The sequence below is a fragment of the Chromatocurvus halotolerans genome (genome assembly GCF_004340525.1).
GTDB classification, from domain to species: Bacteria; Pseudomonadota; Gammaproteobacteria; order Pseudomonadales; family Halieaceae; genus Chromatocurvus; species Chromatocurvus halotolerans.
The window spans coordinates 54,765-69,208 of record NZ_SLWX01000013.1; the positions used below are offsets into that span (position 1 = coordinate 54,765).

Here is a 14,444-nt window from a genome sequence, read left to right on the forward strand (position 1 = left end):
CCGTCATGCTTGAAGCACCGATCAATAACGGCAAACTCCTCACCGTTCTCGTGCTCATTGTCTGCGTGCTCGGCATCGCGGCAGCCAGACTGATTCCGGTGCAGATGATCCCCGACCTGGATGTTCGCACCATCAGCGTGGTAACGCAGTGGGCCGGCGCTACGCCGCAGGACATCGAGAAGGAAATCCTCGTCGAGCAGGAGCGCTACCTGCGCAATATTCCCAATCTGGCGCGCATGGAATCCACGGCGGAGACGGGACGTGCCAGCATTGAAATGGAGTTTCCCTTCGGTGTGAATGTGAACGAGACACTCATCGAAGTCTCCAATGCCCTTAGCCAGGTGCCCGCCTACCCCATCAACGTCGATCAGCCCAGCATCCAGAGCAGCTCTTTCTCCCAGAACGCCTTCATGTATTTCGGCGTGACGCCGCTGCCGGGCAATCCCCTGGACCTCGATATCGACATGATCAACGATTTCGTGGATGACAACGTGCGGGTTCGGATGGAGCGCGTCAGCGGCGTTTCCCAGGTCGAGCTCTACGGTGGCGCCGAGCGTCAGCTGCAGATACATGTCGACGCCGCGAAACTGGCGCAGAGAGGTATCGGACTGACCGACGTTCGCGATGCCGTCCGCCAGCGCAACAGGGACACGTCGGCGGGCGATCTGGACGACGGGCAGCAGCGCTATCTGGTGCGCACGGTAGGGCGTTTCGACAGCGAGCAGCAAATACGGGACCTGATTCTTGCGCGGCGCAACGGCACCGACGTCAGGCTTTCCGATGTCGCCACCGTCAGGCTCGATCACTTCGAGGTGCGTCAGGTCTCGGTGACCAACGATGAACGCAGCATCACACTCGCGGTAAAGCGTGAACCCGGCTCCAACGTGATAGACATCAAGTACGGCATTCTCGAGGTCGTCGAGGAGTTGCGTCGTGACGTGCTTGAGCCAAACGGATTGACCATGGTGCTGGTTGGCGACGATGCGCGCTACGTGGAAGCCTCCATCGGCAACGTGATCAAGAACCTGATTCTCGGTTCCGTGCTCGCCGCACTGATTCTTTTCCTGTTCCTGCGCACCTACCGCGGCACGCTGATCGGGCTTATGGGCATGCCAGTCTGTATTATCGCGGCGTTCCTCGGGCTGCTGCTGTTCGAGCGCACCATCAACGTGATTTCCCTTGCCGGTATCGCCTTCGCCATAGGCATGACGGTGGACAACACCATTGTGGTGCTGGAGAGCATCGAGCAGGCGCGCCAGCGTGGCCTGCGGGCGGCCGAGGCGGCTGTCGCGGGAGTGCGCGACGTATGGACAGCGGTGGTGGCCTCCAGCGCGACAACGATTCTCGTCTTTGCGCCTGTTCTGCTGGTGCAGGAGGAAGCGGGACAGATCTACTCCGACATCGCCATCGCCATTTCGGTAGCCATCTTTGCCTCGATGCTGTTCGCGCTTGGCGTGGTGCCGGCGGCCTGCGCCCATATCGGCATCGGTGGCGCTGCCAGGCAAACCGCCAACGACCGGGCGCAGGCGCGCATACTGGCATCGGTTGTCTGGCTGATCACGACACCGACACGGCGCGCAGTCACACTGCTCGCCGGGCTGCTGTGCACGGTCGGCGCTGCCTGGTGGTTCATGCCCGCCGCCGAGTATCTCCCGGAAGGCGAGGAACCAAAGGCGTTCACCAGCATGACACCTCCGCCGGGCTACAGCCTGTCTGCCATGCTGGAAATACACGAAGAAATCCGCGACCGGCTGGCACAGGCACGGGCAGCCGACCCTGCCGCGTTTGATCGTGGCGAACAGTCAATCCCCGCTCTCAAATACTTCACGCTGCGGACAAGTGCCAGTGGTCTTCGGGTCATGAGCGAACCGAAACGCGGCGACGACATCGAGGCCATGATGAACTCGCTCACTACACTCTTCGAGAACTACGAGGGGATGCGCGCGTTTTCCGGAAGAGGCTCAATCATCTCCAGCAGCCAGGGCGGCACCCGTGCCGTCAATCTCGACATCGCCGGTCCCGACATGGAATCGCTGTATCGCGCCGCGGCCAGCGCCTACGGTCGCGCGGAATCCCTGTTTGACAATCCGCAGATCGATTCGCGCCCCGCATCGCTGTCGCTGGATCAGCCACTGCTGCAGGTGCGCCCCCGCTGGTCCCGACTCTCCGAGTCTGGCTTTACGGCCGACGCCTTCGGTTACTCGGTGGCATCGCTGAGCGATGGCGCATTCGTTGATGAATACTTCGTGGATGATGATAAGGTCGACATATTTCTCTACAGCGCCGCGGGCCAGAACCAGACACCGGATCAGCTTGGCACTCTGCCGTTGGTGACACCCATGGGGAGCGTTGTGCCGCTTGCCTCTCTCGCCGACATTGTCACAACCATCGACAGCGACAACCTGCGGCGTATCGATGGCAGGCGCACTGTCACTTTGTCCGTCATCCCGCCCCGGAATGTCGCTCTTGAAACTGCCGTCCGGCGCATTCGCCAGGAGCTGCTGCCGTCAATGCGGGCTGCGGGCGAGATTGCAACGGATGTCGACATCTCGATCTCGGGCGCTGCAGACCAGCTCGATGCCACGCGGGAGTCCCTGTCGGAGAACCTGCTGGTGGCAGTTGTCCTGATTTATCTGCTGATGGTCGCGATTTTCTCGCACTGGGGCTTTCCCCTGGTGATTCTGACTACGGTACCGCTGGGTATCGCCGGCGGCCTTGTCGGCCTGGTGCTGGTGAACAGTCTCGGCGCAGCACTCCAGAGCATCGGCCTTCCCGGCATCGTCCAGCCTTTCGACATGATCACCATGCTCGGCTTCATCATCCTGCTCGGCACGGTGGTCAACAATCCCATCCTGATCGTTGAACAGACGCGCCGAAACCTCGAGGGCCGCGCTCTCCCTCTGCAGGAGGCCGTCAGCCGCGCGGTGGCCACCCGGCTGCGGCCCATACTCATGTCCACGGCGACAACGGTTTTCGGCCTCGCACCCCTGGTCTTCCTGCCCGGCGCCGGCACCGAACTCTATCGCGGTGTGGGCATCGTCGTGCTCGCCGGCATTCTGGTTTCCATGGTAATCACGCTGACCTTCCTACCCAGCCTGCTGGTCAACCTGTTGCGCCTGCGTGGTGCGCGGGACGCGTGATGCGACGGCAGTATGCGTACACCGGGCGCGCCTGCAGCTCATGCGGCGTCCCACTCGCCGTTTCGCCACGCCTCCACCACCTCACCCCCGAGCCTGAACAGGTAAACCCAGTCGTTGGCAATCAGGCTGCGAACCTGGGGCTGCGCGGCAAGCACGGCCTCTATTCGCGCGCGCGGCGCGTCGATAAAGACCGACAGGCGCAGCGGCTCGTGCTGCCATTGCTCACCGTCGTGCAGTGACTGCAATGGCAGCCCGATACGCAGGTCTCCCGTGTTGCCCTCAAACACACCGATCCGCCCGCCAACGACGTTATGCAGCAGCTTGTTGCCGGCGCCGAAGTGCAGATTATCCACCGTCGACATGAAGTACTGCATGTTGATCCAGTGTGCCACCACCATCGGTGCCGTCATGATCTGGGTCAGCACCTCGCCTTCAGGGTCGCGACCGGGGGAATACTCGTGCAGAAATACCCGACCATCCAGACAGATATTTCTGCTGCGCCAGCGCGGTGCGACGATCATCGCCGCATTGTTCGCCAGTCCCCATTCCGGGCGCGTCTCAGCCCAGTTTCGTGTCCGCTTGCGCAGCGATCGCGCAAGGGCGCGGGGGGAGTTTTCGAGATGCTTCAGCCCCAGACGCGGCGCGCGCTCCGCGCGTGCCCTCAGCGTCGCCCGATTCAGTCGACGCCGCAGGCGGGCGAGGTCGTCACAGTGCGATGCGGGAACCTTCGCCGTATCAAAAAGCGTCACCTCATCCGTCGTGGTGTCGTGCAGCGCTGCGATGAATATGCAGCGCTCGGGAATCACGACGCCCCGAACCTCGAGGAGATCGCGAACAGCGAAGTCGTTCAACCACCTGACCAGAAGACGCGCATTGACTTCACCCGTCTGTCCTCCGCAGGCACCGCAGTCGAGGCCCGCGGCGTGGGCGTTATTGTCCGAAGAACTGCCGTGGCCAGCAATAAGAAACAGGCGCGCAAAACCGTGCGTCATGCCCATGCCACGGAGGGCGCCTTCGGCAAGGTCTGCCCGGGCATCCAGGCTGATCGACGGCTCGCTGATACAGGGCGCGAGCTCATGGGCTTCCTTGCTGGTGAGCCCCGCATGGGCGGGTGGTGCCTCTGGCGGCAGGGCCCCCAGAGCCCGACCGATAAGCCTGGCACCGTAGGTGAGTCCCAGGCTTTCCACCAGGCTGAATCCGGATAGTGCGGAGCGCTCAAATCCACGCCAGACGCGTTTTCCCCGCAGACGCACCTGCCGGCGCTGTGCCAGTGACTCCGGAGCATTGTCGGTGGCGTGCAGGGCCGGAGCAAGCAGACCGGGAAGCTGCGGCCGCGTTGCCTGCGTACCGACAGGCGTATAGTCGATGGGCAGGCCAAAAAAGCCGGCAAAACCCAGCGTTTTTACATCATCGTCCCCGCCCTCAAAGGCGCGGCGGAAAACCTCCGAGCGCACGTCAATGCAGAATGCGGCCTGCAGACTGACGCTCGCCGCCACCTGCGCGTGGCCGCGCGCGTCATCGGCATTCAGCGCGGTCACCAGGGAGGACTGGTAGGCGATTTCATGCGCTCTCTGCCACAGACGGGAAAGCAGCAGGCCGTTAGCCACCGGCGCCGCTGCCCGCTTTGCCCAGCGTTTCTGCCAGTGGTCGAAAACCGACGTCGCGTCGCGGTCACCATCGTCGAGGAGAATTTCCCAGGCCACGCGAACCGCCAGTAGCGATTCAATCACCGCATCGTCACTGCCGGCAAGGCCCGCCTGCCAGCGCTGATAGGCACACCACGACGCCCAGCCATTGATTCTGAGGATGGCGACGCCGAGAAACTCCTCGAGAGCCTCCGCATCCAGTGCAAACGTCTGTGCCGCCAGCGCCGGCAGGTCCATCGGCGCGTCGGGCAACTGCCCGGCTCGCTCACGCAGGCCGGACATACCCATCAGCCACTCGATGGACGGGTCCGCCTGCAGCGCACGGCGCCACTCCGTGTAGAAACAGTCGCCATAGGCATGGCGCCAATCGGCCTGGGTTCGATCGAAGAAAGAGGCCGCAAACTGGGAGATCTGCTGCGCGATGGTTTCCCGCCAGGCCGGTGACCGTGCAAGGTCGCGCCGCGTGTCCAGAATGTCTGATGGCAGCACCTGCGGCTCGGATACTGCGGCACCGGACTTGAGTGCGGACAGCGCCGAAAACTCCGTATAGGGGCTGCCGGTTTCCTCGATCGCCCGGCGCAGGTGCTCGCGCCGAATATTGCCCTGGAGCCAGGCATCGTAATAGTAGTCCGGGGGCATGTACATCGAGGATCCTGCGAGGCGCGAAAGATCCTCCGCAACCCGGTGGAACGGCCGGTCAGTGTGATGCCAGAGCGGGTTGACGGCGATCAGCCGGTCCAGCGGCCACGCCGGCGCCACCCGGCGGCAGACGCCCTCTACAGCCTGACGCACCGCGTCAGCACCCACGTTCGAGATCGGTGTCATTGCTGTCATTACACTACTCCCTGAGAGGTTACGGGTAAGGATCCGCTGGTGGTCGATGCCGGTCGCTTCAGCGAGATCGGCCAGAGTCGAAATGTCAGGCGGGTCACCTTCTCATCGAGGTAAAAGCCCGCGAACGCCAGACCATAAAGGCGGTCGGCGACCTTCCCCCGCGGGACGGTGCCGATCCAGAGCTGCGCGGCATAGAACGCGATGAACACCAGTGACGCCAGTATCACCAGGCCAGGCTGCGGCGCGTGAGGCGCAGGCAGCAGGCTCGAGAACAGGGTATGCCATGCCAGGAAAAGACCCACAACACCCACAAATCGCATGGCAGCGACTGCGATCACCGTCGGTGAGAGGGGCCGGACACCCACCAGAAGCGGCGCGCAGCCGAGCCCCAGAATAAGGCTCACGGCAATACTCACGGGCGCGGCAACGGAGAAGGTGGAATACATCAGCACAATACCCTGCACTGCCAGAACCGCGGCCACCGCGGCAAGGAACGGTTCAAGAGGGCCGCTGATGCCGTTCGGGCCTGGCAGCAGCTCGTCGGCCCGCGACCGGTGAACCACACCGCTCGCGGACAGAAAGGCATGTGCCTTATAGAACGAGTGGGCAATCAGGTGCAGCATCGCGAGGTCATAAAGACCCAGACCGCACTCCATGAGCATGAAGCCCATCTGCGCACAGGTTGACCAGGCAAGACGCACCTTGATGCTGATGCGGGTCAGCATGGCGAGTCCCGCCAGCAGGGCCGTCAGGCTGCCAACCAGCACTAGCAGCATCTGCGCGGAGGCAGATGCGGAAAACAGCGCCGCCAGCCGAATGACCACCACGCCGCCGAGATTGACAATGCCGGCATGCAGGAACGCCGAAACCGGCGTCGGCGCCTCCATGACCTGCATCAACCAGCCGTGCAGCGGTAGCTGCGCGGATTTCAGCAGTACGGCGACGGCAATCAGCACCGCCGCCAGATTCAGACCCGGAGTGAGTTCGGGCATCAGCCCCAGCGCCAGCGTCATCTCGCTGATCCTGAAAGTATCGAGGGTGTCGAATATCAGCAGGACCGCGATCAGCAGGCAGATCTCGGCGAGCCGGCTGGCGATGAACTTCTTGTGCGCCGCCACCTGCGCCGGAACGCGCTCGGGATAGAAGACCAGCAAGCGGTGCAGACCCAGACTGGTTGCCACCCAGGCCACCAGCAGCAGACCCAGATGATCCGTGACAACAACGGTCATGACCGCAGCGAGGGTGAACATCAACGCGGCAACATAGCGGGGCTGGCCCGGCTCGCCGCGGAGATAGTCGCGGGAAAAGCGCACGATGACCCAGGCGACAATGGCAATCAGCAAGGCGGGGAGAACGCTCGATGCCGGTGCCACGCCCCAGGCCATCGACAGCCCTCCCGCAGCGGCGGCGAGCATGCCGACCACCGCGCTGACGCCGGCCAGGTGCCAGGCGCGCGCTGGAAACGCGCAGGACAGGATACACCCCGCGAGATACACCAGGGGCAACTGCCACAAGGCAAAACTGATATTCATGGGAATCACGGCACACTCCTTCTGACGTTTGAGTGCGCAGAGCTTGCAACAATCACAGTTGCTATTAAAATAGATTTTAAAAGTTAATCATTCTTTATTATAAATATGTCAAGCCGACGACAACTGAACTTTCACCATCTCTACTACTTCTGGAGAGTGGCCAAGGAGCTGCACCTTACCCGCGCGGCGGAGCAGCTTCACGTCTCGCAGTCGGCGCTGTCGCTGCAGATCAGAAAACTCGAGGACAGCCTGGGTCAGGCACTGTTCCTGCGCGAGGGGCGCAGTCTGCAGCTGACCGATTTCGGCAACCTGGTCATGGGATACGCGGAGAACATCTTCGATCTCGGTGATGAATTGCTGGCGGCGGTGGAGGGTGCTGACACCCGGAACATTCAGCGTCTGCGTATCGGCTCCGTGTCCACGCTGTCACGGAATTTTCAGGAAAACTTCCTGAAACCCGTGCTACGTCTCGAGCAGATCAGCATTGTCCACGAGTCGGCGGGCTTCGAGGACCTGATTCAGCGCCTGCGCGTACACAAGCTCGATCTGGTACTGTCCAACCGGTCGTTGACATCGATGGAGACAGGCGCCCTGCGCTGCAGGCGGATTGCCAGGCAGCGCGTCTGCCTGGTCGGCCCGCCACGAAAAAAACGCCAGGCCTTCCGCTGGCCCGAAGACCTCCAGGACCAGCGCCTCCTCCTGCCCGGTCCGAGCAGCGACATACGCAACCAGTTCAACCTGATGTGCGAAGAACTGAATCTTGCCATCCGGCCTCATGCCGAGGTTGACGATATGGCCATGCTGCGCCTCATGGCGCGGGATTCCGGTGGCCTCGCTGTGGTGCCGGACGTCGTGGTTCAGGACGAACTCGACGCCGGTCTTCTGGAGATATACGCCGTACTGCCCGACGTATTTGAAACCTTCTATGCCATCACCGCACAGCGCATGCTGCAGCCAGCGCTACTGCAGACCCTGCTCAATGCCAGGCGATGAATGCCGACCCGTCAGTCGCCCCGGATCATCGCCCGCGATAGCTGCCGGTGTCGCTCGAGCACTGGCCCGATATCCAGCGTCTGCAGCACCCCGTTCTCCACCACGACACGGCCGTGGATAATGGACAGATCAACGCTGGACGGCTGGCAGAAGACAACCGCTGCGACGGGGTCATGCCCGGCACCCGCATAGCTGATGCGATTGAGATCGATGGCGACAAGGTCCGCAGACATACCCGCGGCAATGGCTCCGATGTCGTCCCGCCCGAGAGTTGCGGCACCTCCGCGGGTTGCCACTCGCAGGGCTTCGCGCGCTGACAGCGCCGCCGGGTCACCGGCAAAACCGCCGCGACCGCCAGGGACGGCAGCGGATGAGTAGCGCACCGGCGCCACTCGCTGCAGGAGCATGGCCTGGCGCGCCTCTGCCAGCAGGTGCCCACTGTCATTGGATGCCGACCCGTCCACCCCAAGGCCGACACGGACACCCGCGCGAAGCATGTCAGCCAGCGGCGCAATGCCGCTCGCCAGGCGCATATTGCTGGTTGGGCAGTGTGCGACACCGGTGCGTGTGGCGGCACACTGCCTGACCTCGTCCGCATTCAGGTGCACGCAGTGAGCGTGCCAGACATCGTCCCCAGTCCAGCCCAGTGACGCCGTGTACGCGAGGGGACGCAGTCCATACCGCTCCAGGCAGTAGACTTCCTCATCGAGCGTTTCGGCAAGATGCGTGTGCAGGCCCACATGCCGACTCTCCCTGGCCAGCTCGGCGCTATTACGCATCAACGATTCGGTGACAGCAAACGGCGAACTCGGCGCCAGCACGATACGCTGCATGGCGTGCAGCGAGGGGTCGTGGCAGGTCTCGATCAGCCGCTGCATATCGGCAAGCACGGCATCCTCGTTCTCGGTCAGCGCATCGGGCGGCATGCCGCCGGCAGACTCGCCCAGGGTCATGGCGCCACGCGCCGCATGAAAACGCATGCCGATATCGCTCGCAGCGCGGATCTGCGTATCGAGGGTGCAGTCGTTGGGAAACATATAGTGATGATCGCTGCTCGTCGTGCAACCCGACAGCATAAGCTCTGCCAGCCCGGTGAGCGTGCTGATACGGATGCCCTCGTCGGTCAGCCGCCCCCAGATCGGGTACAGCGTTTTCAGCCACGGGAGCAGGTCGGCATTCTGGGCGACACCCCGGGTGAGTGATTGAGAGAGATGATGGTGCGTGTTGATCAATCCGGGAAGGACAAGATGATCCCTCAGGTCAATGACGCGATCCGCGGTATCCGGCAGTTCACTGGCGGGGCCAACCGCACGTATGACGTGATCGTCAATGTAGACGGCGCCATCCGTGATCTCGGTGCCGGCGTCGTCGAATGTAGCGACACAGGTCGCGTTGGTCAGCAGCAGAGAGGCCATGATCGCCGTCCGGCAGCGTCGGCCCCGTCACCGACGGGACCGACGCCCACTCACGGCCCCGGTGCGGCGCTCATGTAGTCCAGCGTCAATGCGGTGAGCGCCCTTACGCCCACGGGCAGCGCACGCTCATCCGCGTAGAAGCGTGGCGAATGATTCGGGTGCACCAGCGCGGGATCGTCCGATGCAATGCCGAGAAACAGGAAGAGCCCCGGGACCGCCTCGGCGAAATAGGAAAAATCTTCCGCGCCGGTCACCCGGGGGGATTCGAAGTACTTGTCACCGGCCACCCGCTGCAGCGTGGGCAGCATTTGCGCTGTCAGCGCCGGATCGTTTGCGGTTACCGGATAACCCAGGCTGATATCAACCTCCGCTGTCGCGCCGCTGCTGCTGGCAATCGTCTCAGCCGTTCGCGTTACGCGCTCGTGAATCTGTGTGCGGGTTTCCGCATCGAAGGTCCTGAGCGTTCCCACCATCTCGACCTCGGCCGGGATGATGTTGTGGCGCACGCCGCCATGAATCGCCCCCACCGTGACGATGGATGGTGTCTTGGTAGCGTCGAGCTGCCGCGATGCAATGGTCTGCAGACCCATGACGATCTGACTCGCGGAGACGATCGGGTCAACGCCTCCCCAGGGCATGGCCCCATGCGTCTGCTTGCCCTGCACCCGGATTGAGAAACTGTCGGAGGATGCCATCATGCCGCCGGGGCGTGTCGAGATCGAACCGACCGGGGCCGGCCAGACATGCAGGCCGAACACAGCATCGGGTGTGAGGGATTCGAACACCCCCTCCTTCAGCATGAGTTCGGCGCCCCCTTCTTCACCCTCGGGCGCCCCTTCCTCCGCCGGCTGGAACAGGAACATGACAGTGCCCGGCAGGCTGTCTCCCATGCCTGCCAGCACTTCGGCGACCCCCATGAGTATGGCGACGTGATTGTCATGGCCACAGGCATGCATGACGCCCACTTCCTCGCCGTTGTAGGTTGTACGCACCGTCGACGCGAAAGGCAGGTCGACCTCCTCCGTTACCGGAAGCGCGTCCATGTCTGCGCGCAACGCGACAACAGGGCCATCACCACCCCGGAGAATACCGACAACACCGGTGTGAGCCACGCCGGTGGTCACCTCCATTCCCAGCGACTTCAGATGATCAGCCACGAGCCCGGCTGTCCTGAACTCACGGTTTCCGAGTTCGGGGTTGGCATGAATGTCGCGGCGCCAGGCGACCACCTTGTCCGCTACACCCTCTACGCCACGCTGCACCGACGCCGGCAGCGCCTCATCATCGGCAACTGCCAGAGAACTGGCGACCAGCGCCAGTGCCAGGATTCCCCGTTTCATCATGTCTGCTCTCTCCGCCTCGGTCATGGTTACGGTTGCAGGCGTCGTATGCCGCAGGCAACGTCGCTAGCCAGACCCTAACCTACCACCGGGTGAGGATTTTGCACAGGGGCTTTCCAGGCTCAGATCACCCTGTTGAGCTGCGAAGCGAGGCGGCGCTCCAGCTGATCCTCAAGCTTGCGTGCCATATCGTCGGCAAGCTGCAGCTCGCCGTTGGCGCGATCTGCATCCCTGCGATCCTGCTCACCCCTGTCGGGCACGAATGGCTCGCGGCTGGCCGTGATATCCGCGCTCACTGAGGTACTCGAGGTCGCGACAACTGCCGTGGTCTCCTTGCTCAGCGGCCGGTCCGTGGCCGACGCGGCAATACTGTTGATACCGAGCATACCGGCGACGAGCGTACCAATGCCGAATCGAATGATTAACGTTCTGACGTTCATGTGTTCCTGTTCTCCGTTAATGGTTGGAGCGAGCGGGGACTCCCGCCACTCAAAGTGTTACCTTATGTGCCATATGGTAACACTTATACCCAGAAGATTGCGGAACCAGATCACGCGAACACAGGGAATGCGTGTGAAAAATACACAAATTCGACATGCCAAAAAGCAAGATAAACTCTATATTTTTGTTTTTATTGGTTTTTTTAATTTACTGAATGGACGGCGTTCACCGAGGGATAAGGCGCCCCGGCACCGAAAAAGTGTTACCTGGGCTTGTTCAGAGACGCCACCCGGGCAGGGCAACCGCTACCACCGCGCCCGTCAAGCCCTCGACACGACGAATCGATCGCAAAAGGCACTGGCCACCTCGAAGAGATCCTCTGTGAGGTAGCGCTTCGCCTCGAGCTCAATGTCGGAGCTCAGGGGTCCATAGAAGGCTTCCGCAATGGCACCGGCCATACAGGCCTGGGTATCACTGTCACCGCCGAGCGACACGGCATTGCGCACCGCATCCTCGTAATCACTGGCATCGAGAAAGGCAATAATGGCCTCGGGTACCGAACCCTGGCAGGAGACATCAAAGCGGTACATGGGTCTGATGGCGTCCAGACTCCGGTTGAGGCGGTAGCCGAAACGTCTGGATATTTCCTCTCGAAGCGCGGCTTTGGAGGCGCCCTGTCTTGCCAGGTAAACCGCAAGGGCGACCGCCTGTGCACCCTTGATGCCCTCCGGGTGGTTGTGCGTGATCCCCGCGCAGGCCGCCGCCTCCTGCAGCACGCGTTCCGGCGTGTCAAAGACATAACCGACGGCACTGACCCGCATGGCAGACCCATTACCCCAGCTGTTGTAAGGCTTGCCGCCATCGGTCTGCAGCCAATGGATAAACGAGGCGCCGTAGCCTGCGTCCGGATAGCGGTGGGCGTATTCCCACACCCAGCGCCGATAATCACCGTCTTCCAGCAGCGCATGTGCGACCGCCAGCGTCAGTACGCTGTCGTCGGTAAATCGCCCCTGCGGGTGGAACAGCGGAAAGTCCTTACGCTTCATGGGCGTACGCTCGTAGACGGAGCCGATGATATCGCCGGCGATCGCACCGAACATGGGGTCCTCCTGCAGGGTTTTCGACCAGCGACCGTGCTGGAAGGCAGTCAAGGTGTCAACCGGCTGCCGCGGCGGGTGCGGATTGACTGGCAGGGCCGGGTGGCGCCCGTGCTGCAGCCCGGCCCTGACGGGCCCTTCAGCGCACGTACTTGATCACGGCGATGAAGTGACACACCGAACCGACGAGAACAAAAAAGTGCCAGATTCCGTGAGCATGGTTGAGTTTCTGCAGCTTGTCGGCGACATAGAAGATCACGCCCGCGGTATAGGCAAGGCCACCGGCAACCAGCCACCAGAAGCCCGGCTCGGGTAGGGCGGCTCGCAGGCTGCCAAAGTCCAGTGAACAGGCCCAGCCCATGCCGAGATACGCGATCACCTGCGCAATCTTCACGGCCCGCCCGTGCAGGAAAACTTCGGACAGCGCACCCAGGACTGCCATTCCCCAGACAAGAGCCAGAATCTGCAGACCACTCCCCTCGCCAATGCTGACCCACATGAACGGCGTATAGGTGCCGGCAATCAGCAGATAGATGGAGATATGGTCCAGCACTTTGAAGAAACGCTTGAGCCGGGGCGGGCGAAAACTGTGGTAGAGCGTCGAGCTGGTATAAAGCAGCACCAGTGTGCCACCGTACACACTGAACGCGACAATGATGGATGCTTCGCCAAGCTGCAGCGCCACCGCCAGCAGCGCGCCGAAGCCCACCAGCGCCAGAACTGCGCCCACCAGATGGCTGATGCTGTTAAGACGCTCGCCGTAATACACGGTCAGGCCGCTCCCGCGCTCCACACGGGAGCTCTCAAGACACTGTGCCGCTCCAGACGGCCTCCCGCCTATGGTGTGCCACAATGGTTCTTCATTCAACGCCTACTCCGGGGAAAGCGGCATCGACCAGGCCGATGGTCAGCGCGGGAAAATCTCATGAGCATGTTGAGCGCGGTCGTCGTATATTAGCCCGGTAAAGGCACACTCAAGTGTCGCACGGGAATCAGCCAGGAGGCTCACCATGTCCAAAGTCGATATCGGCATCAGCAAGAAAGACCGGACCGACGTCGCCGAGAAGCTCAAGTGTCTGCTCGCCGACTCCTACACCCTCTATCTCCAGACGCACAATTTCCACTGGAATGTCACCGGACCGCAGTTCCGGGAGCTTCACCTGATGTTTGAGGAGCACTACACCGAACTGGCGGTAGCCGTGGACGACATCGCCGAGCGCATACGCACGCTGGGCGTTATCGCACCGGGCACCTACAAGGCCTTTGCAAGCCTGAGCTCGATTGAAGAGGTGGAGGACGTGCCGGGTGCTGGCGAGATGACCGCCATTCTCACCCGCGGCCACGAGCAGGTAGTCAAGACCTGCCGCGATGCGCTGAAGGTTGCGCAGAAAGCCAACGACGAATCGTCAGCGGCGCTGATTTCAGACCGCATGCGCGTGCACGAGAAAACCGCCTGGATGCTGCGCGCGATGCAGTAGCTGTCCGCAGTCAGGCTGGTTCCCCGCGCGCACTGGCCGCGCCTCTGCCGCTTGCACGCGGGGCCACATCAGCGTATACCGCTGTCATGATCCGGGATTACACCATCAGTCCGCGCCGCCAGCTCCACTGGATGCTGGCCGTGTGCTGCACCCTGGTGATTCTGGTGACTACGACCCCCTGCGCCATGGCGCTGGTCGATCTCCCGGACGCTGCCAGCAATCATGACTGCCCCCACTGCCCGCCGGAGCCCTGTCACGAGAGCGCTGGGCCGGATGACTGCGACAGCCTGAACCCTGCTGACAAACCCCGAAACGATGGCGGTGCAGACAGCCCGGCCATGCTGCCGCCGGTCGGTTTTGCCGTGCACGAGCGCCCACCCCGACTGCAGACAGGCGCGATCGGGCCCCCTCCAGCGAGGGATGGTCCCCGCAGACACCTGATACTGGTCACTTTCAACGAATAGATAGTCCTCCGACACGCGAGGTGGCGCATCGGCGTCGCCTGTCCCGCCCAACGGAGGAGAAACA

The 14,444-nt window shown here is 62.5% G+C and carries 11 protein-coding genes; 4 read left to right on the forward strand and 7 right to left on the reverse strand.

Annotated elements, in window-relative coordinates; genetic code table 11:
- The first annotated feature begins 5 nt into the window (after positions 1-5).
- On the forward strand, positions 6-3,140 hold the full coding sequence (locus EV688_RS13355; protein ID WP_117318971.1) for an efflux RND transporter permease subunit: 3,135 nt from the start codon (positions 6-8) through the stop codon (positions 3,138-3,140).
- A gap of 38 nt (positions 3,141-3,178) precedes the next feature.
- Here the strand turns inward: EV688_RS13355 and EV688_RS13360 are convergent, their stop codons facing one another.
- Both EV688_RS13360 and EV688_RS13365 read right to left on the reverse strand, forming a co-directional pair.
- A complete protein-coding gene (locus tag EV688_RS13360; RefSeq protein ID WP_117318970.1) occupies positions 3,179-5,620 on the reverse strand; it encodes a YbcC family protein in 2,442 nt (813 codons plus the stop codon).
- On the reverse strand, positions 5,620-7,152 hold the full coding sequence (locus tag EV688_RS13365) for an NADH-quinone oxidoreductase subunit L (RefSeq protein WP_117319022.1): 1,533 nt from the start codon (positions 7,150-7,152) through the stop codon (positions 5,620-5,622). Before EV688_RS13365 ends, EV688_RS13360 begins: the two co-directional genes overlap by 1 nt.
- A gap of 105 nt (positions 7,153-7,257) precedes the next feature.
- Between EV688_RS13365 and EV688_RS13370 the strand changes: the two genes are divergently transcribed.
- The gene (locus tag EV688_RS13370; protein WP_117318969.1) at positions 7,258-8,145 is read left to right on the forward strand and encodes a LysR family transcriptional regulator; all 888 of its coding nucleotides are present in this window, start codon (positions 7,258-7,260) and stop codon (positions 8,143-8,145) included.
- 11 nt (positions 8,146-8,156) lie between these two features.
- On the opposite strand, the gene EV688_RS13375 is transcribed toward EV688_RS13370, so the two are convergent.
- The 5 genes from EV688_RS13375 to trhA all read right to left on the reverse strand — a co-directional run bounded on the left by EV688_RS13375 (position 8,157) and on the right by trhA (position 13,231).
- Positions 8,157-9,560 (reverse strand): 8-oxoguanine deaminase, encoded by a 1,404-nt coding sequence (locus tag EV688_RS13375; RefSeq protein ID WP_117318968.1) that lies wholly within the window; start codon positions 9,558-9,560, stop codon positions 8,157-8,159.
- Between the two features lie 50 nt (positions 9,561-9,610).
- On the reverse strand, positions 9,611-10,903 hold the full coding sequence (locus EV688_RS13380) for an amidohydrolase (RefSeq protein ID WP_240624411.1): 1,293 nt from the start codon (positions 10,901-10,903) through the stop codon (positions 9,611-9,613).
- 119 nt (positions 10,904-11,022) lie between these two features.
- A complete protein-coding gene (locus EV688_RS13385) occupies positions 11,023-11,340 on the reverse strand; it encodes a hypothetical protein (RefSeq protein ID WP_117318967.1) in 318 nt (105 codons plus the stop codon).
- 321 nt (positions 11,341-11,661) lie between these two features.
- Complete coding sequence (locus EV688_RS13390; protein ID WP_205686687.1) at positions 11,662-12,492, reverse strand: ADP-ribosylglycohydrolase family protein; 831 nt, start codon at positions 12,490-12,492, stop codon at positions 11,662-11,664.
- 85 nt (positions 12,493-12,577) lie between these two features.
- Positions 12,578-13,231, reverse strand: coding sequence for a PAQR family membrane homeostasis protein TrhA (gene trhA, locus EV688_RS13395; RefSeq protein WP_240624410.1), 654 nt, complete (start codon positions 13,229-13,231; stop codon positions 12,578-12,580).
- Between the two features lie 217 nt (positions 13,232-13,448).
- On the opposite strand from trhA, the gene EV688_RS13400 reads away from it, so the two are divergent.
- Both EV688_RS13400 and EV688_RS13405 read left to right on the forward strand, forming a co-directional pair.
- On the forward strand, positions 13,449-13,916 hold the full coding sequence (locus EV688_RS13400) for a Dps family protein (protein WP_117318965.1): 468 nt from the start codon (positions 13,449-13,451) through the stop codon (positions 13,914-13,916).
- A gap of 86 nt (positions 13,917-14,002) precedes the next feature.
- Positions 14,003-14,380: a hypothetical protein gene (locus EV688_RS13405; RefSeq protein WP_117318964.1), complete on the forward strand. Its 378-nt coding sequence runs from the start codon at positions 14,003-14,005 to the stop codon at positions 14,378-14,380.
- The last annotated feature ends 64 nt before the right edge of the window (positions 14,381-14,444 follow it).